Annotated in this window: 22 protein-coding genes, 1 tRNA gene and 1 pseudogene; 6 read left to right on the top strand and 18 right to left on the bottom strand. The window is 46.5% G+C overall.

Annotated elements, in window-relative coordinates:
- Together Q0460_RS09210 and Q0460_RS09205 are read left to right on the top strand one after the other, a co-directional pair.
- Positions 1–1,761, top strand: a 1,761-nt coding sequence (locus tag Q0460_RS09210; RefSeq protein WP_299086459.1) for a selenocysteine-specific translation elongation factor, incomplete at its 5' end; no start/stop codon positions are given.
- A gap of 51 nt (positions 1,762–1,812) precedes the next feature.
- Positions 1,813–2,526 (top strand): histidine kinase, encoded by a 714-nt coding sequence (locus Q0460_RS09205; protein WP_299086458.1) that lies wholly within the window; start codon positions 1,813–1,815, stop codon positions 2,524–2,526.
- A 492-nt stretch (positions 2,527–3,018) separates the two neighbouring features.
- Here the strand turns inward: Q0460_RS09205 and Q0460_RS09200 are convergent, their stop codons facing one another.
- From Q0460_RS09200 to Q0460_RS09165, 8 genes are all read right to left on the bottom strand, one after another.
- Complete coding sequence (locus Q0460_RS09200; protein WP_299086457.1) at positions 3,019–4,980, bottom strand: autotransporter domain-containing protein; 1,962 nt, start codon at positions 4,978–4,980, stop codon at positions 3,019–3,021.
- Positions 4,981–5,108: 128 nt separating this feature from the next.
- On the bottom strand, positions 5,109–5,465 hold the full coding sequence (gene rplT, locus Q0460_RS09195; RefSeq protein ID WP_295153159.1) for a 50S ribosomal protein L20: 357 nt from the start codon (positions 5,463–5,465) through the stop codon (positions 5,109–5,111).
- A gap of 98 nt (positions 5,466–5,563) precedes the next feature.
- Entirely contained in the window at positions 5,564–5,755 is a 192-nt protein-coding gene (gene rpmI / locus Q0460_RS09190; protein ID WP_005871089.1) for a 50S ribosomal protein L35, read from the bottom strand.
- Between the two features lie 317 nt (positions 5,756–6,072).
- The gene (infC, locus tag Q0460_RS09185; protein ID WP_299086456.1) at positions 6,073–6,594 is read right to left on the bottom strand and encodes a translation initiation factor IF-3; all 522 of its coding nucleotides are present in this window, start codon (positions 6,592–6,594) and stop codon (positions 6,073–6,075) included.
- Positions 6,591–8,414: a threonine--tRNA ligase gene (gene thrS, locus Q0460_RS09180; RefSeq protein WP_299086455.1), complete on the bottom strand. Its 1,824-nt coding sequence runs from the start codon at positions 8,412–8,414 to the stop codon at positions 6,591–6,593. Before thrS ends, infC begins: the two co-directional genes overlap by 4 nt.
- Before the next feature lie 103 nt (positions 8,415–8,517).
- Positions 8,518–9,717, bottom strand: coding sequence for a multidrug effflux MFS transporter (locus tag Q0460_RS09175; protein ID WP_299086454.1), 1,200 nt, complete (start codon positions 9,715–9,717; stop codon positions 8,518–8,520).
- Positions 9,701–10,438, bottom strand: a complete 738-nt coding sequence (locus Q0460_RS09170) for a spore coat protein (protein ID WP_299086453.1) — start codon at positions 10,436–10,438, stop codon at positions 9,701–9,703. Before Q0460_RS09170 ends, Q0460_RS09175 begins: the two co-directional genes overlap by 17 nt.
- A gap of 253 nt (positions 10,439–10,691) precedes the next feature.
- Positions 10,692–10,766 (bottom strand) — tRNA-Glu (locus Q0460_RS09165).
- Positions 10,767–10,843: 77 nt separating this feature from the next.
- Here Q0460_RS09165 and Q0460_RS09160 point away from each other — a divergent pair.
- Together Q0460_RS09160 and nfo are read left to right on the top strand one after the other, a co-directional pair.
- A complete protein-coding gene (locus Q0460_RS09160) occupies positions 10,844–11,338 on the top strand; it encodes a hypothetical protein (protein WP_299086452.1) in 495 nt (164 codons plus the stop codon).
- Positions 11,339–11,706: 368 nt separating this feature from the next.
- A complete protein-coding gene (gene nfo, locus Q0460_RS09155) occupies positions 11,707–12,561 on the top strand; it encodes a deoxyribonuclease IV (protein WP_299086451.1) in 855 nt (284 codons plus the stop codon).
- A 766-nt stretch (positions 12,562–13,327) separates the two neighbouring features.
- Here the strand turns inward: nfo and Q0460_RS09150 are convergent.
- The gene (locus tag Q0460_RS09150; protein ID WP_299086450.1) at positions 13,328–13,903 is read right to left on the bottom strand and encodes a tetratricopeptide repeat protein; all 576 of its coding nucleotides are present in this window, start codon (positions 13,901–13,903) and stop codon (positions 13,328–13,330) included.
- A gap of 193 nt (positions 13,904–14,096) precedes the next feature.
- Between Q0460_RS09150 and murI the strand changes: the two genes are divergently transcribed.
- Positions 14,097–15,416 carry a glutamate racemase gene (murI, locus tag Q0460_RS09145; RefSeq protein ID WP_299086449.1) on the top strand — a complete coding sequence of 440 codons (1,320 nt, stop codon included), beginning with the start codon at positions 14,097–14,099 and terminating at the stop codon, positions 15,414–15,416.
- 825 nt (positions 15,417–16,241) lie between these two features.
- Here murI and Q0460_RS09140 read toward each other — a convergent pair.
- From Q0460_RS09140 to Q0460_RS09130, 3 genes are all read right to left on the bottom strand, one after another.
- A complete protein-coding gene (locus tag Q0460_RS09140) occupies positions 16,242–16,604 on the bottom strand; it encodes an EexN family lipoprotein (protein ID WP_299086461.1) in 363 nt (120 codons plus the stop codon).
- A gap of 292 nt (positions 16,605–16,896) precedes the next feature.
- The gene (locus tag Q0460_RS09135) at positions 16,897–18,591 is read right to left on the bottom strand and encodes a Na+/H+ antiporter NhaC family protein (protein WP_299086448.1); all 1,695 of its coding nucleotides are present in this window, start codon (positions 18,589–18,591) and stop codon (positions 16,897–16,899) included.
- Between the two features lie 16 nt (positions 18,592–18,607).
- Positions 18,608–19,354, bottom strand: a complete 747-nt coding sequence (locus Q0460_RS09130) for an SDR family NAD(P)-dependent oxidoreductase (protein WP_299086460.1) — start codon at positions 19,352–19,354, stop codon at positions 18,608–18,610.
- 245 nt (positions 19,355–19,599) lie between these two features.
- On the opposite strand from Q0460_RS09130, the gene Q0460_RS09125 reads away from it, so the two are divergent.
- On the top strand, positions 19,600–20,295 hold the full coding sequence (locus Q0460_RS09125; RefSeq protein ID WP_299086447.1) for a hypothetical protein: 696 nt from the start codon (positions 19,600–19,602) through the stop codon (positions 20,293–20,295).
- Positions 20,296–20,316: 21 nt separating this feature from the next.
- Here the strand turns inward: Q0460_RS09125 and Q0460_RS09120 are convergent, their stop codons facing one another.
- From Q0460_RS09120 to Q0460_RS09095, 6 genes and pseudogenes are all read right to left on the bottom strand, one after another.
- Positions 20,317–20,478, bottom strand: a complete 162-nt coding sequence (locus Q0460_RS09120; RefSeq protein WP_299086446.1) for a hypothetical protein — start codon at positions 20,476–20,478, stop codon at positions 20,317–20,319.
- Positions 20,475–20,576: pseudogene (locus Q0460_RS09115) on the bottom strand (S-ribosylhomocysteine lyase); the annotation flags it as partial. The pseudogene Q0460_RS09115 and the gene Q0460_RS09120, both read right to left, overlap by 4 nt.
- Before the next feature lie 314 nt (positions 20,577–20,890).
- Complete coding sequence (locus Q0460_RS09110) at positions 20,891–21,433, bottom strand: DJ-1 family glyoxalase III (protein WP_299086445.1); 543 nt, start codon at positions 21,431–21,433, stop codon at positions 20,891–20,893.
- Between the two features lie 10 nt (positions 21,434–21,443).
- Positions 21,444–22,025: a cytochrome c gene (locus Q0460_RS09105; RefSeq protein WP_299086444.1), complete on the bottom strand. Its 582-nt coding sequence runs from the start codon at positions 22,023–22,025 to the stop codon at positions 21,444–21,446.
- Between the two features lie 75 nt (positions 22,026–22,100).
- On the bottom strand, positions 22,101–23,300 hold the full coding sequence (locus tag Q0460_RS09100; RefSeq protein WP_005871017.1) for an OprD family outer membrane porin: 1,200 nt from the start codon (positions 23,298–23,300) through the stop codon (positions 22,101–22,103).
- 788 nt (positions 23,301–24,088) lie between these two features.
- A complete protein-coding gene (locus tag Q0460_RS09095) occupies positions 24,089–24,475 on the bottom strand; it encodes a hypothetical protein (RefSeq protein WP_299086443.1) in 387 nt (128 codons plus the stop codon).
- Positions 24,476–24,860: the final 385 nt, after the last annotated feature.

Below are 24,860 nucleotides of genomic sequence, written 5' to 3'. Positions count from 1 at the left end.
AAGGCGCTAAACGGCTTTGAGGGAGACCGAATGCCAAGCGAAAAGCAGCGCGGTATCACGATCGATCTTAGCTTTTCGCATCTGCGCTCGGGGGATACCAACGTCGCCTTCATCGACGTTCCTGGACATGAAAATCTAGTAAAGACGATGATTAGCGGCGCGTATGCCTTTGACGCCGCGATGCTAGTAGTCGCCGCGGACGACGGGCTAATGCCGCAAAGCCGCGAGCATATTCAAATTTTATCGCTGCTCGGGGTAAAAAGCGTGATCTTATGTATCAGCAAGTGCGATCTTGCGGACGACGCGCGCAGATCCGAGGTTGCGACGCAGTGCAAGGAATACATCTCCAAATTCAAGGATCTGCAAATTTTAAACACCTTTTTTATCAGCATAAAAGACCCTACAAGCATCGCCGAGCTGAAAAACTATCTTTTCAATATCAAGCCTGCGCAGCGTCAAGGAGGCGGCGTGGTGCACTACTACATCGACCGCGTCTTTTCGCTCAAAGGGCTCGGCACCATCGTAACGGGCAGCCTCATTAACGGCGCGATTTCAAAGGGCGAGAAGCTTTATAACTGCGATCTGGGTAAAATTTTTAACGTCAAAAGCGTGCAGATACACGACGAGGATACGCCGCTTGCGCAGGCTCCAAACCGCGTCGCGCTGAGCTTAGATGCCAAAACGAGCGAGCTGCAAAAGGGGCAAATCCTAAGCAAAAAGGGTTTTTTCCGCGGCTTTAATGAAGCCGACTGCACCTTTAGCGGCGAAATTTCACACAACCAAGACGTGCTGTTTTGCGTCGGAAGCAAGCAAAGCGCGGCAAAAGCGCTCATTTTAAAAGAACTTCCTAGCGGCGAGAAGCTCGTAAGCTTTAAATTTGATAAAACGATGTTTTTGAAATTCGATGAGCCCTTCGTCTGCCTAGCAAACTCGCGAGTAATCGGCGGCGGGCGCGTGTTAAACGCCGTAGTCGAGCCGCTAAAAAAGCAGAGCAAAGCCGTGCTTCTCACCGCGCTTTTGAAGCGAAATTTCACCGAAGCGTTTAAAATTTTAAGCCTCTTTCACAAGCATGGATTCGGGCTATTTTCGGCGTATCAGCGCTTCGGAATGGAGTACGACGAAGCGGCAAAGATCGCGCGCGGCATAGAAGGGACGTATTTTGACGAAGCAAATTTATGCGTTTACGATCTAAGCGCGATCGAAGACGTAAAAAGCCTCATAAAATTTATCGTCTCAAAAAACGACTACGCGATCTTTTCGCCCGCTTCGATCGCCCTAAAGCTCTCGTGGGCCAGCGAAGATCTTGCTGCGCGCGCGCTTAGCGAGCTTGAGCGAGGCGGCATCGTCTCCAAAAAGGGCGGAGTTTACGTAAAATCGGGAGTGGATTTTGACGCGCTTAAGCAGAGCCTGGAGAGTAAAATTTTTGATCTCATCAAAAAGGGCGGCATCGCGCCGCTTGCACCGTATAACATTTACGACGAGCTGGAGATTGATCGCGAAAGCGGCGATGACGCGCTAAAAAAGCTAACCTATGCCAAAAAGGTCGTCCGTCTCGCACACAATCTCTTCGTCGAGGCCGAAAATTTGGCCCTGGCGATCAAGCGCCTCTACGCGATCATCGAAAAAGAGGGCTTCGTAAATGTCACGAACGCCAAAGAGGAGCTGGGACTTAGCAGAAAATTCGTCATCTGCTACCTCGAATACCTCGACAAGATGGGAAATATCGTGACGATCGACAATAAACGCTATTTGAAAAAGTAAAAATTTAAAATTTTGCACTACAATGCGCGGAATTTTTTGCAAAGGAAAAAAATGAAAAAAGCTATTTTAACTTCAGTTGCGCTCGCAGCGAGCCTAAACGCGGCTTTAAGCGACAGCGAAATTCTATCCATCTACGGCGGCGCGCCACAAGGCATCGAAATAAAGGTCGCCGAGCGCATCCCGCTTAGCGAGCCAAAGGGTGTTGAAGCGGTAGTTTTAAAGATTTCTCAAGGCAATATGTCGCAAGAGGAGATCATTTTCACCCAAGGCGATCTGATCTTTACCGATATCATCGATCCTAAAAAACGCGTAGTCTATAAGGAGCAGATCAAACAAGACCGCATCGCAGGACAGCTAAGTAAGGTCTTCAAAGCAGAGAGTAAAGACAATATTATCAGGCTAGGAAACGATCCTAAAAAGCCTACGATTTTGATGCTAACAGACGCTTTGTGCCCATTCTGCCGCAAAGAGATGGCAAGGATCGAAGAAACACTAAAAAATAACAATGTCGATATCGTCATGACCTCCGTTCACGGCGATGACGGCCACGCAAAATCCGCGCTCATCTACAAAGAGATCAAAAATGCTAAAACTGACGAGCAAAAGATAGCTGTTTTTAAAAAATATTACGCTGAAGATAACAAAGCAGGCGCCAAAGACGTAAGCGCTGCTGAGCTAAACGCCGCAAAAGCCCTAGCTACTAAATACTTCAGCGCGGGAGTAAACTCGGTGCCTTACATCATCGAACTAGACAAGCTAAAATAATCTTTCTTAAATTTTGCGGAGCGATCCGCAAAATTTCGCTTCTTTTACCCAGTTTCGGTAGCTTCCAATCAATCTAAATTTTGCCTCGAAAATTTGAATGCTCCCTTGGAATTCTTAAAATTCCGCTACTTTTAAAAAATTCTGTAGTTGCGCCGCGCATAGAATTTTAAAATCCCTTACAGATAAAACGCGATCCGCAAAGTCATAAACGGGCAAAATTTAGAATTTTAAAAAATCCTCAGCATCCGCGCAAAATTCCGCGGCAGCGATTCTATCTCATCGCTTCGCATCCAAAACGGCGCAAAAATGGTCTTACCTGGAATTTCAAAGTAGAAATTATGCGAGTAAAAATCTTACGACCAAAATTTTAAAATTTCGCGGCAAAGCCCCGTTAAAATTTAGCCGCAAATTTCATAAAATTTTTGTGTTGCGGCAAAGAGGAATCTATAATCGTGCTTCAAGCTGCCTATCTTGGGCTGCGTCCGATTAAAATCAAAACTCCACGTCAAAAGCGGCTCTTGCCAGGCTATTTTTGCTCTCGCTTAGCTCGTACGATGCGCTGAGTCCGACGCTTTGAAGGATCTTATATTTCAGTCCGATTGCGCCGTTAAATACGCCGCTAGAATAATCAAGCCCCTCGACGTCGTACCTGTCCGAATACTTTCTGCTTGCATGATACGAATCGCCGCTAAATCGATACTCGTACTCAGCATTTGCGAATATCTGCAGATCGCCGAAAGCCTTGATCGCGTAAATTCCCGCTGTGCCGTTCGGCGCGGTTTTTGAAGCGGAGCTAAATTTAAGCCTAGAGATCGCATCCTCGTTCACTCTAATTACTCCAAGCCCCAAATATGGCTTAATATAACCGTTTTCAAATAAAAATTTATACCCTGCTCTCGTGCTGAAATCCCAAATTTGCGATTTGTATTTCGCGCCATGGATAGCGCCGAATCCGTTGTTGGTTTCAAATTTATGATCGTTTGTCGAATATGTTAAATTTACCGCCAGATCCACGTTTTCGTTAAAATCGTATCTGCCCGCCAGACCGAGCTCGTAGGATTTGATGTTTTCTTTGACACCGTCGAATTTACCCTCGTACCAAGCGTCCGATTTTTGATACCCAAAGATCACGCCCAGCGTAAGATCATCCACTCTTTTGGAGGCTCCGAGTAAAATTCCGTCGCTCTTGTGATCGTATTTGACGCCGCCCGAGCGGTCTTTGTAATCTCCGCCGTAGTTTCCGATCGCGCTTACGTTTACGTTAAACTCCTGCCCGTCGGTATCGGTTAAATTTTTATAAGCGGAATTCCTTGCTAGCTTGGTAAGATCCAGATCGACCTTCGAGCGCGGCATCTCGATGCCTATGCGGTTGCCGCCTCTTGCGACCTGCGAAAACAGGCTGCCGTTTTTAGGCGTGAAGTTATTGATCGCCAGCATCAGCGCTTCAAAATAGGTAGGCAGATCGTCGTATCCTCCAGGATAGCGGTTCGTATCGGAGGTGATGAATAGATTTGCCGCGTTGCGCTCGCGAGATAGCCTTATGATCTCGTCGTATTGATCTGGTCTTGCGTTGTATATGACGTGCAAAATTTTAGAGGAATTTGCGGGGTCTTTTTCAAATTCCGAGGTTCTGGCGCGATAGCGGTTGATATACTCGTCCGCGCTTACTTCTTGCAGCATCCAGACGTCCGCGTAAGGGGCTATGGCATCGCGTCCCCCCCAGCCGTTATTCGCTAAAACGAGCATCTCCGGATATTTGGATTTAATGTAATTATAAATGCTAGCCATATAAGCGATATTGGAAGGGTTATCCTCGGTATTGACCTCGTCGATGAAGTATCCCGCGATGTTTTCTCTGCCGTAGAAATTTACGAAATTATCAATATCGGCATAGACTAAATTTAAATTTCTAGTAGAATTTTTGGTATAGGTATAGCCTAAATTTGATATGCCCGCCGCGATATTTCGCTTCATCTGAACTGCGTCTTCTTCTCTTCTGACCAAATATTGCGTAGCTTGATTGCCCGGTATCGCCGCCTCGTAAGAGCCGAAAGCCACATAAGGAACCAGCGCGCCGCCTATATTGGTAATGCCGTTCCAAAACTCGGCATTTACGCCGCTATTGCCCGTCCAGCGAAACGCAGGCATCATAACGCGCTGATTATTAAGCCTGCCCGAATATGAGCCCTTTTTGGCAAAGCCCCTTGCATACTCAAGCTTAATACGAAATGAGTTTTCATACTCGTCGCTCGCGGAGCTATCGCTAGCCGCGTCGCGCCTACTTAATTTCGCGCCCAAGCTATCCGCAGCGCTCATTACATCGGAACGGGAAGTGTTGTTGGAAGGTGATTTTTGCGCGTTTGCATAGCTCCAGGAATTCTGCTCGCTCGCATAGCCGAACCCTGCTGCACCGACAAGCGCAAGAGATACGATTTTTTTCAAAGACTTTAGCATTCTGCACCGCCTCAAATAAAATTACCCAAATTCTTAAATTTCGACAAATTTGCGGACGCGCTTTTAAAATTAAAAGCTTTGTCGAAATTTAAGAATTTGGCCGCCTTAAGACGGCCAAATTTTAAAGTTTATTTTAATGCCGCTTTTGCCTTCTTCGCGACGGTTGCGAAAGCTTCGGGATCGTTCATAGCCATATTTGCTAAAATTTTTCTATCAAGCTCGATGCCCGCTTTTCTAAGTCCGTTTATAAATTTAGAATAGCTGATGTCGTTTAGCCTGCAAGCTGCATTGATGCGCACTATCCAAAGTCTGCGGAAATCGCGTTTTTTCGCGCGTCTGTCACGGAAGGCGTAAACGAGGCTTCTTTCTAGCTGCTCTTTGGCCTTTCTGAAATGTTTGCGTCTTGCGCTATAAAATCCGCGCGCAAGCTTTAGCACCTTGTTGTGACGGCGGCGTCTAACGATGCCCGTTTTTACTCTTGCCATATTAATCCTTTCTTAATCGGCGTCCCTTTTGGGATCTTGCCCTAAAATCCATGAATTTAGGGGAGTTTGAATGACTTTCGTCAAAAACTAACTTCGCACTATTTGCAAAGCATTTTTTTAACCGCAGATACGTTCGTAGAATCGACGTATTGGGCTTCGCGCAAATTCCTCTTGCGTTTTTGAGACATCTTCGTCAAAATGTGGCTGCGAAACGCCGAGCCTCTTTTGATCTTGTTTTTGCCCGCTTTAAAACGCTTGACGGCACCGCGCACGCTTTTCATCTTTGGCATGGTCGTCCTTTTTTTAAAGTGAATGGGAAGTATATAATAAAGTTTCTTTGAAAAATTTGAATTTAAGTAATTTTATAGCTTAAATTAACGCAAGATAAATTTAAAGTTAAATTTTGCCGCTCGATTAAGATTTGGTTTCGCTGGATACAAAAAATTTTATACAAATTTAAATGGCTAAATTTAGAGATAAACTTAGCCCGCATTAAATTTTAAAACTACGCTATTTAGTTTAAATTTACGCGCTGTACTGCGAGGAAAAACAGCGCGTAAATTTTAAAATTTTGTCGCACGCGGCGCAAAATACCGTTAAATTTACGCTACGCCTTTTTCGGCGTGATCAGCATATTTACGTAGCGACCCTCCAGCGCAGGCGCCTTATCGCGATCGGCAACTTCTGCGAAAAATTCGTCCCAAATTTTATTGAGCAAATTTACGCCGATTTCCGGGCTTGACATCTCGCGCCCTTTTAAAAATACGCGAAGTTTGACGTGTTTGCCGCTACCAAGGAATTCTTTCGCGTGTTTTACTTTGTAATTAATGTCGTTTTGGGCGATTTTGGCGGACAGCTTGATCTCTTTGACCTCGATGATTTTTTGCTTTTTTTTCGCCTCTTTGAGCTTTTTTTCCTGCTGATAGCGAAATTTACTGTAGTTCATGACCTTGCAAACGGGCGGCTTTGCATCGGGCGCTATCAAAACCAGATCCACACCCTCTCGCTCGGCGATTTGCAGCGCCTGCGCCTTTGAAATTATGCCGTAAACCTCGCCGTTGTCGCCTATGCACCTGACTTCGCTAGCCGGAATGTCCTCGTTTAGAAAAACCTCTTTGCCTCTGCTCAAAAATTCACCTCGTTTAATTTAGCTTTTACGAAATTTAAAAACTCATCCAGCCCTAAATTTCGCTGTTGGCGCGCCCTGCGATCGCGCAAGGCCACGCTGCGAGCCGAAACTTCATTATCGCCTAGGACGATGATGAGCGGCACCTTCTGCTTTTCAGCCGTTCTGATTCGTTTGTTTAACGTTTCGTTTTTATCTAAAATTTCGCCGTCTATGTCTGCTTCGCGTAGCAAATTTAAAATTTCTTTCGCATATTTTGCGTGCGCCTCACCGATCGGCACGATCGATACCTGCGTAGGACAGATCCAAAACGGAAGCTCGCCCGCGGTGTGCTCGAGCAAAATCCCTACGAAGCGCTCGAAGCTTCCCAAAATCGCGCGATGTAGCATCACGGGCTGCCTTTTTTCATTATTTTCGTCGATGTAGCCAAGCTCGAAGCGTGCAGGCAGGTTAAAATCGACCTGCACCGTGCCGCACTGCCATTTTCGACCGAGCGCGTCGGTGATTTTGATATCGATCTTAGGTCCGTAAAAAGCGCCGCCACCCTCGTCTAGGCCGTACTTTAAGCCCTTTTCGTCAAGCGCGTCTTTTAAGGCCTTCGTCGCGATCTCCCAAACCTCGTCGTCGCCGACCGCCTTTTGCGGTTTCGTCGAAATTTCAAGCTCGTATTCAAAACCGAAAGCCTTCATCAAAAGCTCGACGAAATCTAAAATTTCATAGACGTTTTCTTTGATCTGGCTCGGCATCACAAACAGATGCGCGTCGTCCTGCGTAAACTCGCGCACGCGGAAAAGTCCGTGCAAGACGCCGCTTTTTTCGTGGCGGTGCACGACGCCGTACTCGCAAAATTTAAGCGGCAGATCGCGATATGAGCGGATCTCACTTTGATAAACCTTGATATGACCCACGCAATTCATCGGCTTGATACCGTATTCTTGCTCCTCGATCGTCGTAAAATACATATTTTCTTTGTAGTTGCTGTAGTGCCCGCTGATCTTCCATGCGTCGGATTTTAAAATTTCAGGGCCGCGCACCGGCTCGTAGCCTCGCTTGCGAAGCTGCCTATAAAGGTGCTCCTCGAGCTTTATGCGCATCCTCGTGCCCGCAGGAAGCCAGATCGGAAGTCCCGCGCCGATCTGCTCGTCGAAGGTGAAAAATTTCATCTCGGCTCCGAGCTTTCGGTGATCGCGCTTCTTAGCTTCTTCTAGCATCGTAAGGTGCTTTTTAAGGCTATCTTTGTCGGCAAATACGACGCCGTAGATGCGCGTTAGCATCTCGCGCTTCTCGTCGCCGCCGAGATACGCTCCCGCGATGCGCGTAAGGGCGAAATTTTTCAAAAATTTCGTATTTTGCACGTGCGGACCGCGGCAGATATCCTCAAACTCGCCCTGCGCGTATAAGCTAACCGGGCCTTCGGGGATGCGCTTTAAAACCTCCTGCTTGAGATCGTCGTTTGCATATTTTTTTGCGACCGCCTCTTTGGTGGAGGCTATCTTTTTAATCTCTAAATTTGCCTCGGCAAGCGCGCGCATCTTTTTTTCGATCGCTTTTAAATCCTCTTCGCCGAGCTTCTCGCCGTTATCTTTGCTGACGCGGATGTCGTAGTAAAACCCATCCTCAATCGCCGGTCCTACGAAAAATTTAGCGCTCGGGTAGAGCTCGCGCACCGCCTGCGCCAAAAGATGCGCACAGGAGTGGCGGATCACCTTTAGCGCGTCCTCGGAGTTATCGAAATATATCGGCTGCGCCTCGCTTGCGCGCTCGCCGATGCTTTGAGTATCGTAAATTTCACCGTTAAGTTTATATGCGATAATATCGCTCATTGGCTTGTTTCCTCTTTTTACCGAATTGTCTTTCTTACACTGAAAGAACGAGAGCTAATTTTAGCTAATCAATCCTTAACGATAAATTTAAAAAATATTAAAATTAAAATTTTTGATTCTTTTCTCGCAATAAAAAATACACGGCGTTCGCGCAAAGAGCACAAATCACCATCACACTTGCGAGCAAAAACGGCTTATTCGCTCCCACCGCACCTACGATAAACGAAATAGCCCCGGCGATAGCAAACTGCGCAGTCCCCAGTACCGCCGAAGCTGCGCCCGAGTTGCCGTCCTTATACAGCGCCATCGCAAGCGTCGTGGCGTTAGGCGCAACAAAGCCAAGAGATGAGAGCAGCACGAAAAGCGATAGCTTGAAGCAGATAAAAGGAAGGTCAAGCATAGAGCATGCGAGCAAAATCAGGCTCGTCACAAGCATCGCTATTAGGCCGAAATTTAATAAAGCTGCAGGTTCGCGATTTTGCACGAGTTTGGCATTTAGTGCCGAAACAAGGGTCATCCCAAGAGCATTGATGCCAAATATTACGCCAAAGGCATGCTCGCCCAGCCCATAATAGCCCAAAAATATAAAGCTAGAGCCCGTGATATAAGCAAAAAGTGCGCTCATCGCAACCGCAAATCCTAGCGTATAGCGCATAAATTCTTTATTTCGCAAGATTATGCCGTATTCGCCAAGCACGCCTTTTACGCTAAGAATAGAAGTCCCATCTATCTGCGCGCTCTCGTCGAGTCCGAAAAATATAAATGCAAAAAGCAAAATTCCAAGTGCGAACAAAATCGCAAAAATCGCTTGCCACGAGAAAAAATCTAGCACAAATCCGCCTAGAGTTGGTGCTAGCATCGGCGCTAGCGAGCCTACGACCATCATCAGCGCAAACATCGCCGCAGCCTCGTGCAACTCAAATTTGTCATTAATAATAGCTCTCGCAAGTACCACTCCCGCGCACCCGCCCAAAGCTTGCAAAAATCTAAAAAATATAAACGCATAAACGCTATCAAAGCTCACGCAGGCAAGCGACGCACATATAAAAAGCAAAATGCCCGCGTATAACGGCTTTTTACGACCGAATTTATCACTTAGCGGCCCATAAACGAGCTGTCCTAGCGCAAAAGCGATGAAAAAGCTAGCAACCGATAGTTGAGTGTAAAACTCGCTCGTAGCAAAGCTTGCCTTTACCTTTTCCAGCGCGGGCAGATACATATCGGTAGATAAGGGCGCCAGAGCCGACATATAGGCGAGTATAATCACCAGCTTAAATTTAGCGAATTTACTTTGTTTGACCATCGTTTTTCTCAATTATTTTTAGGCAGAGCTCAAACGTGCGCACGAGCGCGTTTAGATCCTTAAATTTTTGCGGCAAGAGCCTGACGATAAAATATATCGGATGCAGCGCAAGTACCGTAGCCCACGCACTTTGCACTACGTCCTGCCCGCCGCTTGAGGCGTAGGTGCGAATGCCTGCGCGCACCAAACCTTCGTTTAGCCCTTCGCGACAAAGATCATAGACAAACAGCAAAAAATCTCGCATTTTGGCTTTTTGCAGATCACCATGCTCGCCGCGATTTTCAAAATCTATAAATTTCATCTCGCCATTTTTTACTAAAATGTCGCGCAGTGCGGGTCTGCCGTGTATGAAGCCACGCGAATGCAGCTGCGCTAACGCCGCAGCGTAGCCCTCAATGAGCGCCACGCAAGATACCTTATCCGAGCTTTTTAGCACCTCATCCACCGGCGTGCCGCCGTCTTTGAGTACGAAAAAGCTCTCGTCTCGCAGCACCAGCTGCGGCACAGGCGCGCCGGCTACGTACAGGCTCTCGCATTTTAGCGCTTCGTAATCGAAAGCGGCTTTCGGATTTGCTTTGAATATTTTCGTAAGCAATCCGCCGCGGATGCGCAACTCCGGCTGCTTAAGCCAGTATTTCTCGCCCTCGAAACTAAAGCTCGTGACGCGCTCGCCAGGATGATTTTTTAGAATTTCATTTACGTATTCTTTAAAATTTTGCATTCGATAAATTTAGCGAATTTTTTTTAGAAAGAGCTAAATTTGCGAGTTTTATTTCATTAAGTTTCATATATTCGTATAAAATCTATTACATAAATTCGGCAGGGCTAAATTTTAAAACTATCAGATAGAATTTCTTGGAATTTTATAGCGCAGGAAGCAGCAAAAGCGCATAATTTCAGAATTTAGTAGTTAGATAAAATTTCAGAATTTTACAAAAGCTAAGATTTGTGTCAAAAAATTTTAAAACTAGAAGTGGCGACCCCTACGAGATTCGAACTCGTTTTACCGCCGTGAAAGGGCGATGTCCTAACCGTTAGACGAAGGGGCCACTTAATCTGGTATTAAGATTAAAGGCGGTATTCTACTCAAGACGCACTTAAACCCAACTTAAATTAAGGATTATTTATGAAATGCTCTTTTCTGGCGCCGCTTGCACTTTCGCTTCTGCTCGCAGGCTGCGCTACCACCACGCTCAAGCCCGCTTCTACGCAAGCTGTAAATTTCACCGTCATTTCGCCGCTTACTCGCACCAGCGACGCGGGCTTTATGCGTAAATTTAAAAATCAAACCGAGGTTCAAATTTACGCAAGCGGCATCAGCGTGCTAAGCCTGGTTTTAAAAGGCGATAAAATTTGCATGAACGGCGCGTGCGACGACGAGCTTGTTTTCAATAAAAAATTCTTCGGCGCCGAGCATTACCGCGGACTTCTCGGTCAAATCCTAGACGGCAAGCCGATCTTTGGCGGCAGCGATGCGGACGAGCACCGTTGCCTAGCGCAAAGCCTGCAAAAAGGCTCTATCGATTATAAGGTTTGCCGCGACAAGGACGGCGGCGGAAGATCCATAAGCTTCGCTGACGTAAAACGCGGCGTAAAGATCAAAATCCGCGAGCTGCAGTAAAATTTTACGCTAGCCGCGAGCAATGTTTGTGGCGCGTGAGATGCAATTCCGCGGGCGGCGCGAGCAAATCGCAAACGAGTAAAATCTCGCGCAGCGCGCGTTTATAAGCGCGCGGGAATAATGCGCTCTAGCAGCCGCCCAAAACACGGCGCGAGCGGTCAAAATTCCATTACTCGGCGAAGTAGCCGCCTAAGCTTTGCAAACGGCGCGGTTTTATTGACGCTCTGCGCCGGCTCTTCGCGGCGAAATTCACCGAGCAGCGCGTATGTGCGAAAGAAAAAGCGCGCATTTAAATTTAAAAAATCCACGCGCGGCTCGGGTTTATAAAATTTTGCCGCACGCGGCGTAAAATAAATTTAGGAGGTAGAATGAAGCGGATCGGAGCGCACGTGAGTGCTAGCGGCGGGGTTTTTAACGCACCGTTAAACGCCGCAAAGATCGGGGCGGACGCGTTTGCGATGTTCGCCAAAAATCAGCGCAGATGGGACGCGCCGCCGCTTAGCACGGAGGAGATTGTCGCGTTTAAGGACGCGCTGAGACAAAGCGGCATCCGTGCAGAGCATGTCTTGGTGCACGACAGCTACCTCATAAATTTGGGCCATCCGCGCGAGGCGGAGCGCGAGAAGTCCCTAAACGCCTTCGTGGACGAGATACGCCGCTGCGAGGCGCTCGGGCTTAAGCTTTTGAACTTTCATCCGGGCTCGCATCTAAATGAAATTTCAGCTCAAGTGTGCCTGGATAATATCGCAGAGTCGCTAAATTTCGCCATCGCAAACACCGCAGGCGTCAAGCTCGTGCTCGAAAATACCGCCGGGCAGGGCTCCAATCTCGGCTATGATTTCGCTCAGCTCGCCTACGTGATCGATAAAATTTCAAACAAAGATCGCATCGGCGTCTGTATCGACACCTGTCACGCGTTCGCCGCAGGATACGATCTGCGCAGCCCGCAGGCCTACGAGCGCACGATGAGCGAGTTTGACCGCGCGATCGGCTATAAATTTTTAAGCGGCATGCACCTAAACGACACGAAAAACGAGCTTGGCGTGCGCAAAGATCGGCACGAGAGCCTCGGACGCGGATTTTTGGGGCTCACGGCGTTTGAAAATATCATGAACGACCCGAACATCGACGAGATCCCGCTGATTTTAGAAACGATCGACGATAGCCTCTGGGCGGAGGAGATCGCGCTTTTACGAAGTATGCAAGGAGGCCGAAAGGCCTAATCGGGCGCCTTTTGCGCCACGTAGAATTTATCTCATTTCGCTTCAAAGTGGCGCCTAGCGATAAGAGCCTTATGCTGTGCGTTTACATCGCGAGATTTATCGCTTAAATTTTAACAAGCAAAAATAATGAGGAACTTCGCGCTAAAAATTCTGCGCCGTAAAAAGGCACGAAATTCTACGACTAAAAACACATCGTCATAGCAAAAGAGCAAAATTTTTATAGAAAAACGCAGCGCCCCGGCAGAAATGAAAAATTTTACGCTGCATAATTAAAATTTCAAGCAAGATTTTTAAAGCGATGCAGCGGCAAATTTTAAAATTCTATCGCTACGAGATTTTAAGGCTCAGCGCCAAATTCAAAGCTCTAGGAATTTTAAAATTCTAAATTCCACATCAAAAAATTCGCGCGAAGCTTTATACGTGCGACTGCGTAAATTCCGATCTTGCAATTCTACTTTCGTCCGATCCGTGCAGAGGCGAAGCGCATAAGATTTCATAAATTCTAACTTAAAATTTTGCTGCGTGCCAATCTATGCTTTTAGCACGCATTTGCTTATGACAAATCCGCCTCTTTATTTTAGCGCTTTGCTTGCGCCAAAATCTATGCAGGATCCGTGTAAATTTACGTTAAATTCTGCCGCATATCGCCCGATCAATTTAAAATTTTATCGTTGAGCTTAGTAGCCTACCGCCGCGATTTAAATTTAAACGCCGCGGGATTTTAAGCCGCAGCCGACGCGCATTGTATCGGCCGCAGCTCGGCGAGCTATTTTAGTAGCTCATACATATCGCAGGATTTTTGCCAAATATCGGTAATTTCGGCAATCGGATCATCTTTGCCCATATCGCAAGCTTTTTTGTAGTATTGCACCGCTTTTTTTGTATTGTTCATAATGTGTTGGTTATAAATGGCAAATTTATAGCAAGAGTCAAAGCTACCCAAGGCATTTCCTAAATCGCAACCCTTTCTGTAATAAATCGCCGCTTTTTCCATATCGTCTGCGCCATATATATTAACGGCTAAACTCATGCAGCCCATATAATATCCGCCGTCGCAAGCTTTCTCAAAATAAAATTTTGCTTTTTCTATATCTTTTTCTAAAATTCCTTTTCCTATATACTCGCTTCCCAAAATCCAGCAACTACTCATATCTCCTTTATCGCAAGTTTCTTTAAGTAATTTGACCCCCTTATTGGGATTGTCGCTATAAAGATATAACGCACCGGCTTGAGTGCAAGATTCCATATTGCCGCTTTGGCACTCTTTTTCTGCAGTCGCGAGATTAGGCACTCCGAACGTAAAGCAAGCGGCGAGCGCCAACGCAAATAGCAATTTTTTCATTTAATATCCTTTCTGGGTAAAATTTGGCTAATTTTACCCCCCCCCCCCCCTAAAAAATTGATTAAATTTACCGCGAATTTTAACGAGGCGGCGAGAATTTAACGGTCGCGGATCCACCAAGCCCGCTCAAAATTTAAATTTTACCTGAATTGAGCTATAATCCCTTTTTTAAAATTTAACCTTGGATAAAGATTTGAAAATAGCGTTTTTTGACTCTGGTATTGGTGGGCTAAGCGTGCTCGCCGAGGCTTTGCGGCGGTTTAGCGGGGCAGAGTTTTTGTATTTTGCCGACGAGGATCACGTCCCCTACGGCACGAAAAGTAGGACCGAGATCGTGCGGCTGAGCCTTGATGCGGTGGGGTTTTTGGTATCGCGCGGCGCGGACGGGGTCGTCGTCGCGTGTAATACCGCCACGAGCGCGGCTATCTCGGAGCTTCGCGGCGCGTTTAGCGTGCCCGTCATCGGCATGGAGCCCGCCGTCAAGCTCGCTGCCGATAGCTTCGGCGCGCGCCCGACGCTGCTCATCGCTACGCCGCTAACGATCGCGGGCGAAAAACTCGCGCGCCTAGTGGGGCGGCTGGAGTGCGAGACGTGGAGCCTGCCGCTGCCTCGCCTCGTGGAGTTTGCGCAGGATTTGGAGTTTGACTCTCCCGCGGTTTGGGCTTATCTGCGGGAGGAGCTAGCTAAATTTGAGCTTGAGCGCCTCGGTTCGCTCGTGCTTGGTTGCACGCATTTTAACTATTTTAAGGACGTTTTGCGCGAAATTTTGCCGCCACACGTGCGTATCATCGACGGCATCGACGGCACGCTAAACCGCCTTGCAAGCGAGCTTGGCGGAGGGTTAAAGCTTGCTAGCATCGAGGATTTGCCCTCGCGGATGGCTAAATTTAACACGGGCGACGAGAGCATAAAAGGCAAGAACAAGCGGGGCGTAGAAGGTCGCGATAATAGCGGCGACGGGCGCGACACAGAAAGTTGCGGCGAGAGCAAGCCCGATATAATAGAGCAAGGTATGAGCGAACTTCGTGCAGTGTCGTGCGGCGCCAGAAAAAACGGCGCAGTGGGGTATGATGAGTTTTCTAACGCGGATGAGCGCGGCTTCGGCATGGATACTTCGCGCGACGTAAAATCGCAGGTTTGTGCGGATAAATTTGACGCAGACGGTGATATAAAATTTAGCGCAAATTCGCAAACGGGCGAACTTGATGCCCGCGAGCGCGACGGCAGGCTGGCAGGCGGTGCGTGCGGCATAGAGCAGTGTGACGAAGACAAATGCCGCATGTCGCCACGCGCCGTAGATGCGAATTCGCAGCTTAAGCTTCGATCTCTAAAAGGCGCGGATTTGTCCTTGGAATTTGAGCCGAGAGGCGAAGAGACGGGCATTTCGCGTGTGAATTATCCAAACGGCAACAGCGTGGAGTATTTTTGCTCGGGCAGGGCGCTAGATGCGGCACAGCTGCGCAAGGTGGAAATATTTTTAAAGCGGCTCGATGCGATGCGAGCAATCGACTAGGCTACGCGCCCGTGCGTCGTAGATCCGTAGCGCAGGTTGGAATTCCAGTGTGTCATAAATCACGTCAAATTAAAATTCCTGTTCATCGCGGATCGCACCACGCAAATTAAAATTCTAGCGCATCACAGATCGTGCCGTGAAAGTTAAAATTTTGATGCGCTATAAATCGCAACGCAAATTAAAATTTTGGCGCGTCGTAATGCAGACTAAAATTTCGGCGGGCTAAATTCGTCGTTTCGTAAATCGCGCCACATAGATTAAAATTTCGGCGCGCTAAAAAATTTAACTCGGCTCGGCGATTTAGAAGCAGCTTCACGCGGCGCGCGAGCAATGGCGCCTAGCCGTCGTCCAGCGCGCGAAAGTTAAAATTTTACGAAGCAAATACTGCCTTCCGCCGCCCAGCACGTAAATTTAAGATTTAACGCACAACGCCGCCGTACGACTTGAAACAATATAGCGTGAGAAAGACGCTGTCGCTTCTTTAAATTTAATAACGTAAGCCGAGACGTTGTATATGGGGAGTTGCCTCACGTCGCACGAACTATCGCTGCAAATTGAAATTTTAAATTTAGACTAGGGCGCAGATAAGAGGCGCGAGCGAAGTTAAATTTAGCACGCCGCGCAAACCGCCGCCGAGAAAATTTGACTAGCGGCATGTGAGATCGTGAAATTTAGCATGCCGCACTGCGAAATTTCACCGCCGCCGAGAGAAATTTAGGCAAGGCGCACGGCGTAAATTTTAAAATGATTAAATTTTAAGGCGCCGCGCAGCCCGCAAGTCTTTTCTGCGGTAGTCAAAAGCTCGCAGGCTCCGGTTCTTTGTCTTTATTTCCTCATTACCCTGGCATTCGCCTCTTTTCTAATAGCTTCTTCCGCATTTATCATATTACTATACTCAACGCTATTTTTATCTGCCGGTTCTTTATATTTATATTTTTCTGAGATAGCCTTAGCTTCGTCTAAATGTTTTCTATAATACTCAATCGAATACGCCATACTCTTTTCTTCTACAACCGTTTTGGCGTTCAAGCAATTCTTATATGAGTTACTTCCATCTTTAAGGGTATTGAAATCACACTTCGCTAAAACCTCTTTGGCTTCGTCAAGATGAGCGTCGTAATACTCTTTAGTCTTTACCTCGGTATCGTCACCGCAGCCTACTAATAAAGCAGCTAATACCCCCCCCAGAGGAACATTTTAGGATTTTTCATTTCATTCTCCTTGTTGAAATTTATCGGTATTTTACTATCCGTTTACTTTAAAAATTTTAAATTGCGGGCGCACGCGCCGTTTTAACGCGGCTAGTTAAAATTCTCTTTTAAAATTTGCTCGCGTTTTTTGAAATTTCGTTTTAAAATTTTACTTGCGCGAAGAAATTTTACAGAGTGAAATTCCGCAAGGCAGATTAGAATTTCGCCCAGTAGAATTCCGCATCGCTGCGGAATTCAAAATTTAAAAGCAAATTTAAAATTTGCGAGAGCTACCCCTCTATCTTTTTACCTGCAAATCGCACGAGAGCCCACGTAACGGCAAGCCCCATCGGTAGCGCGATCCAGACGCTAAGTCCTAGCGCTACGGGTAGATAGCCCGCTATCACGGCGACCGCGCCGACGGATAGAGCGTAAGGCATCTGCGTCTTTACGTGCTCGATATGATCGCAACCCGCGCCCATCGACGAAAGGATCGTGGTGTCCGAAATCGGCGAGCAGTGATCGCCGAAAATCGCGCCCGTAAGCACGCCCGAGATATTTACGATCATATAGGCGTGAAGCGCATCGCCCGAAAGCCCGTAGTGAAGTCCCACGGCGTTTGCCAAAGGTATGGCTAGCGGCATTAGGATCCCCATCGTGCCGTAGCTAGTGCCCGTCGAAAAGCTAATGAACGAGCCCAGCACGAAAATCGCTACCGGAAGCAAAAATTTCGGCGTGTTTTGGCTTAGCATATCGACCAGATAGCGCGACGTGCCGAGCTCCTTGATGACAGAGCTGAGCGACCAGGCAAGCAGCAAGATCACGATCGTAACGATCATCGTCTTCCACCCCTTGATCCACGTAGAGATCGCCTCTCTGACGTTAAAAATTTTACGGTAAACGCTCATAAATATAGACACGACCGTAGCAAGAAGCGCCGCTTGAAAGAGAGCGACCGACGAGTTTGCGTTGCCAAACGTCGCCTGAAGCGTCGCAAAGCTTAGCGGAGCGGCTTTTGCGGCCGCGAGAGAATCGCCCTCAAGCTTGCTTAGCCCGCTAAAATAAAAGCTCGCAAACGCACCGCAGATTAGCACTATAAGCGGGATAACGGCGTTTGAAGCTTGCGGCTTGATCCCCTCTTTGGGCTCTAGCGTTTTATCTTCTAGCTCGGCGATGTTAGAATTCTTAGAATGAATTTCGCCCGCCGCCGCTCGCCTTTCGGCGGAGAGCATCGGTCCGAAATCCCTGCGCATGAACGCTACGTAAAGCACGAAAGCAAGCATGAAAAGATTGTAGAAGCGATACGGCATGGTTTGCACGAAGATCGAAAAGGCGTTTACGTTTTGCACGCCGATCTGATCATATCCCGCTCTTATCAGAGAGACTTCAAGACCTACCCAGGTAGAAATTAGCGCGATGCCCGCAATCGGCGCGGCGGTAGCGTCGATGATGAAGGCGAGCTTTTCGCGGCTAACTCTAAATTTATCGGTGATCGGCCGCATGACTGGGCCTACGATCAGGGCATTTGCATAGTCGTCAAAAAATACGAAAAGACCCATAACCCATGTTGAAATTTGCGCTGAGATACCCGTTTTAGCGCGCTTGCTGATCCAAAGCGCCACGGCCTTCGTGCCGCCCGTCCTGCTAATTAGAGCGACCACGCCGCCGATACAAAGCACCTGCAAAAGCACGCCCGCGTTGCCTTTGCTAGCCATCGAGCCCACCACGCGCGAGACCAGATCCGTAAAGCTGCCCACAAGCGCAGAGATCGGATTGTTGCCGACGACTGCAAGCATATAAGTGCCGCTAAAAACGCCGATGAAAAGCGACAGGATCACCTCTTTGGTGATAAAGGCAAGCGCGATCGCCACGACGGGCGGCACCAGCGTCCAGATACCGAAAAGCTCGGCATTATGCTGCCTAGTCGCGTCATCTACCGCAAACGCGGCAACCGATAAAAACATTAGTAATATAATTTTTTTCATTTTCTCGCCTTAAAATTTAATGTTTCTCGATAAAAAGCCCGGCCCAGCTCTGCTGCGTCGCCATAGCCTCTACGACGTTGATATTTACTCGGTGCGGCATCGCTAGGCAGCTTAGCACGATCTGCGCGATATCCTCGGGTAGGATTGCATCGACTCCCTCATACACGGCCGCGGCGCGCGCTACGTCGCCTTTAAAGCGCACCTGGCTAAACTCGCTCTTGCAGATACCAGGCGCGATCTCCGTCACGCGGATACCAGTGCCGCGCAGGTCGTTGCGGATATTGCGGCTAAACTGCTTGATAAACGCCTTGCTCGCGCCGTAAACGTGGCTACCCGGATAGGGCCACGCGCCCGCAGTCGAGCCGAGATTGAAGATATAGCCGCTGCCGCGCGCGATCATCAGCGGCAGCACCGCCTTGGTCGAATACAGCACACCTTTGATATTCGTATCGACCATCGTCTCTAAATCCTCTATGGGCGTCTGCGCGATCCCCTCAAGCCCCAGCGCGAGCCCTGCGTTATTTACGAGCACCTCGACATCTTTGAAATTTTCAGGCAGCGCGCTTACGGCATCAAACACCGCAGCTTTATCGCGAATATCCGCGGCGATAATGTGCGTGTTGCCAAGCTCGCTCGCTAGCTTTTGTAGCCGCTCCTTGCGACGCCCAAGCGCAATGATCTTATAGCCTTGCGCGCTAAGCGCCCTAGCAATCGCCTCGCCAAAGCCGCTCGTAGCGCCCGTGATGAATGCCGTATTTTTCATATGATCCCCTTTGCGTAAAATTTTAAATTTAGCGCAATGATAACGCAAAACGGATTTAGAATTTATGAAATTTGTTCTTGCGGCGCGGGCGAGGATGAAATAATACGAAGACATTGAGCGTGCTTCTAGCGCGCACGGGCTTGCGATCAGCAGCGGATTCGGCGAGCGCACGGGCTAAATTTAAAATTTTGCGCCGTTCGTTTGTCGCGGTTTGCTATAATTACCTAAATTTAGGAAAAAGTCAAATGAGCAAATTTATACGATTTATCCTTGCTAGTATCTGTGTTTGCGCCATTTATGCGGGTCTGAAATATGCTTTTATGCTCTTTATCACGTGGCTTATGTTTAGTGGGGTATATTTTGACGGACCGGGTACGCTGCTCGCCATACCACTCACGTTTCTAAGCTCATCGGTTATATTTGATTATTATTGTATTGCGCTGGGCTCTCATCTGCTCTTTTTATCGCTACTTAAAGGGCGCGACGTGAAAACGCGGTGGATTTTACCTTTATTTTTTCTCATAACGCTCGCGTTTTGTAGTTTTTGCGTCTTAATCGGGCACGAAGATTATCAGCGCATAAACGCGCTTTTTGCACTCTTGCTTATCTCTCCTTTTACGCTCATCGCATACGCCATCGTTACGACCGTAATCCTTGCCAAAAATAAAATTTCGGATTATTATCCAATCTTAGTCGCGATAATTTTTGTGCCTATTCATGCCGCCAGCATAGGGATATGGGGATTAGAACGGATATATTTTGGAGTATTTCTAAACGCGACGATACTGGGGATTTTTTATTTCACGGCGAAAATCGGGCGCGTAAATTTGATCGCACACAGACCCACACCCGACAAAACGCAAAATTCTAAAGACTGCGTTACCAAAACGATACAAAGCAGCGTGACATTTTTAAACGACGATATTTTGAAGAAGCGCTAAATTTTATCCTTTTTAGGAATTCTAAATAACGCTTTCGTCGCGCGCTACAAGCTTATATGCTTCCAGATAGATCTGTGCTTTACCGACAAAACCTTCAAAAACTGCGCCGTTTTGCCTTTTGACATATTGGCATCGCCATTTGATCAAATTTAGACCCAGCGCGATCTTATCGTTTTTGATCACGCCGATCCCTTATTTAGCACGTTTTGCGCGATCTGTTTAGCTTCAGCTAGCGAGTGCATCGCGAATATGCCGCACCGAAATTTATTCAACTCAGCGACGTCCTCTTGAGGGTACGCCTAAAATATTTTTATACTTACGTTCCACGCCGCTAAGACGGTAAGGTTTGGTTTAAATAGTAACTACTCCAATAAAATTCCATCTGTCACGCACAAGGTCTTTTGCGTTTTTCGATTTAGAATTTGGGTTGTGAGAATTTCATTCGTCGTTTATGGATACTCAGAATAAATATTGTGGCTATATTATATGTGTAGAACGAGATAAAATTTACAGCCCTCAGGCGCAGCAAAATCAGCACGCCACATTTTACAAATGGCAAAATAAGGTGCGCCAGAATCGACCCTAACTTGAAATTTTATTTAAAAAGCAAATCGGATTTTAGCTTGGAATAAACCTGCTCGCCTTTTAACTCACGGACGATTTGTAGTGCGAATTCCATCGCAGTAGCAGGGCCTTTCGAAGTCATTATATTTTGATCTTTTACGACATTCGCCGAATTCGTATAGCCTGGGTGGGCGATCTGATTTTCAAAACCTGGATAACAAGTGTAAGAGCTTTTTAGCACACCCGCGGTAGCTAGCGCCCATGGAGCGGCACATATTGCGCCGATTTTTGCGTTATTTGCATCAAAGTCGCGTAGGATCTTACCGAGCTTCTCGCTTTTGGCTAAATTCTCCGCGCCAGGTAAGCCTCCCGGTAAAACGATCATGGAAAATTCAGACGCCTTAATATCATCCAAAATTTCATCCGCCACAAGCTCAATGCCGTGCGCACCGCAGACGCATTTTTTCTCTAATCCCACGGCTAGAGCATCAATATCTGCGCGTCTTAAAATATCAATGATACTTATCGCCTCAAGCTCCTCAAATCCGTTAGCTAATACTACTGCCACTTTCATCGCATACCCCTTATTTTAGATACGAACCCTGCTCACTAGGAGCAGCGGAGATATCGGTATTACCGCTAGCGCGAGATGGGCTATCATATAAGAATTCATCGTCGCCTTTTAGATAGCCGATGATATAGCCAACTTCTTTAGCGGTAGTTTTGGCAGCGATAGGCTGCATAATATACTTCATCTTTTTGCCATATTGCCCGTCGGAGGTGTAGCTTGAGATCGCGATTGCAATCTCCTTCGCGCTTAGATCTTTTAGCTTACGAGAGCTGCCATAGGCGCGCTTCTGTCCTTCTGAGCCGTGGCAAGAAGCACAGTTAGCATCGTAGATTACCTTACCTTTTTCCTTGATATAGTTGATGTTACGATTTATCTTTGTGCCACCGCCGACAATATTGCCTTTGGCGTTAGGAGTATTTTTATAGATATTTACGGTTACATTTTCATCTTTAGAATGCTTTTCGATCAGGGATTTTAGCTCTTTGGCAAACTCACCTTTGGCTTCGAATACATACGTGTCATCATTTGCTTTATCCGCGGCATTTAAACTAAAGGCAAAAAAACATGCTAAAAAAGAAATTTTAAAAATTTTCATAGAAAACCTTGATTTAGAATTTAAAAAGGGCGAAGCAAAAGCTTCGCCCTAATTTTACCCGTATAAGGTAAATAATTAGAAGCTGTATTTAGCCTCAAATCTGATGCGATCTTTTTTCTCATCAAGACCGCCAGCAGCATCGTCAATCTTATAGTGAGAATACCAAGTTTTGAAGCTTAGCTTTTCATTATATTTATAAGAAATTCTACCTACTACCTCATATGCATTATCACCATCTGCTTTACCATCTAGGTAATCGGCACCGATTCTGATACCAGTATCAGGGATAGTATAGCCTGCTACTACATACCAGTAGTGATTTTCGCCACTAAAGTTTCTATAGTCTAACAACTCTTCACCCGGGCTAATAAAAGAGCCTTGATCTTCAAAAGATACAAAAGAAACTTTATCTTTATCATCAGGTTCAAATTTTAAATAACCTGCAGCTAAATCAACGCCAAAGAAACCAGCATTAGCCTCTGCTGCCCAGAAGTCTGCATCACTAGCACCTGCATCTTTATAATCGCCGTCAAAATCAGAGAATGCGTACTGACCTTTTACACCGAGATTGAAATCATCAGAGATATCAAAGTTTAGAGCTAACTCTGCGGCGAAAAGCTGTGCTACGTCCTCTAGAGCGTTATACCATAGCTGGAAAGATACTGGATCGTATGAGCCCATAAATCCTATACCGTATAGATTATGATCAGTAGTTAGTTTATTATCTACCGCTGCGCCCCAATCAAGGCTTGAAATATCTCCATCATTCTCTAAAGAATCCATCCAAAAGCCGCTAATTGTCAAGCCCTCGATATCAGTGCTGGTAATTTTAACACCGTCTCCATACATATCATCGGTAAAGAACGAACCTATGCCCTGGCGACCGACTGCAATAGTGGTACCGCCGATAGTGTATCCTAAATAAGCTTTAGCGATATCGAAATCAGAATCTTTGTCGCTTGGATTTTGTGCACCGTGATATTGGCTATTTGAGGAAGAAAGTGACTCGCCATTATCTCTATCTAAGAACCTAACGCCCACTACACCAAAGAAGTTATCATCGATTTTAGCTTTGAAATCTACTTCGGATTTAAATTCCCAAACGCCCTTATTGCTATTTGTTTCATTTTTAAGGTGATCGTGGGTATATCGCATACGAGCGTATCCGTTTAGATCCACATCCTTGATAGCTTCCTCTAACGGAACAGCACTTGCACTCATAGCAAGAGCACCTGCAGCGACTGCTGCCGCTAAACTAAGTTTAACTAGTTTCATTTTGAACTCCTTTAAAAGTTTGTAAGCGCAATAGTAGCACAAAATGACAAATTATATGCTTAAAATAGGCTGAAAAATACTAAAATTTTACCAAATTGTTACCGAGTATTTACCGAAAATCCAAATTTAACGGGCATAAAAAAAGCGAGACCCGCACAGGTCTCGCCGATTATTGAAAGGAGTTCTAATTTCGATGTGGGGATTATATCAGGCTGCGGTAAACAGACGGCAACACCTCTTTCTTGCGGGAGAAATTTCATAAAAATTTTACGACGTGAAATTTTTTATGAATGAAATTTCAAGACACAAAATTTGCAAAGCGTGAGTTTTAGAAATCTACGCGATATCTTATCGGCTAAGAATACGACACTTAGAACGAGCAGTACGCGAAAAATCGCGAGAAAGTAAATTTATAAGAATTCCTCGAATTAAAATTTTAGCGTGGCTGTATTTCTATAATATAGAATTTTGCGGACAAAATGGCACTAGCAAGGAATTTAAGCGCGAAAGAAGTGGATATGAAATGCGAGCCTAGCCATATAAGTAAGATGTGCAGCGCAGAATTTTATGAGATATAAAATTCCACAACTTATAAAATATAAAATTTATGCAGGCAATCGCATAAAGAATCGGCGGACTTTAAAGCGCAAGCAAATCGCGCCAGCCCGCCATGATTAAGAACAGAAACTATTGCCTTCATAAGAGTAGAGAGCAAACACAAAAACGTTTCACAAAGTAAAAGCAGGCTCGCTTACCTTAAAGGGCGCAACGACTAAAATCGCGTAGGATTAAAAGCTGATATTTTCGCTCTCAGGTACAGCAATAGCGTCGTTTTTATGCATTTGTTTGGTCTCGATTTTACCGATATCATAAGCGCGCGGAGCAACGGAACCCGCTTTGCGCGAGATGATTCGCATATCGGTGATAGCGCCTGAAGCGGTACTTATATAGGCAGTATCTCCCGCAGCCGCATAATATCTGCTTGCGCGAGCGGTGTAGAGCTCGCCGCTGGATAGATCTCTAAAAGTATAGACGTAAGCTGTGGAGCTTTGGCGAGTGTAGTTTACGATCTCGGATTTGAGCGAGCGTAAGTTGCCTGCAGGCGTCGGAGCGGTGCTTACGGCGCAGCCTACGAAGCCAAGAGCCAAAAGTGCGGAAAATATGAAATTTTTCATTCAGTATCCTTCATTTGTAAAATTTGAACTTTTAGAGTAGTGGGTTTGGGCTTAAAGTTTGCTTTTTTGAGAGGCATCGGAGTGGAATTTAAACGACGATGGATGCGCTTGCGTCGCTGGCATTTGTTTTTGAGGGGCGTCGAAGTAGAATTTAAACAGATCTCTCTTAGCGTTAGGCGAAGCGAGAATGCGCTTTTGGCGATTTTTCTATATATGCGGGGTAGAATTTAGCAGTAATCGCGAGCGAGACTTGGCAATCGTATCTAAATTAAGACAGCGGAGCTCTAGCTTCTTTTACCCAGCGGCTAGCTTGCATCAGCACTCTTTGCGGCGCTGACTGCGATATTTGCAAAAATCGGACTCGAAGGGATCAACTCTCACTTTG

The sequence above is a fragment of the uncultured Campylobacter sp. genome, from assembly GCF_937980635.1.
Lineage (GTDB): Bacteria > Campylobacterota > Campylobacteria > Campylobacterales > Campylobacteraceae > Campylobacter_B.
The sequence above is the reverse complement of the archived record's forward strand: the minus strand, read 5'-3'. Positions and strand labels throughout refer to the sequence as shown.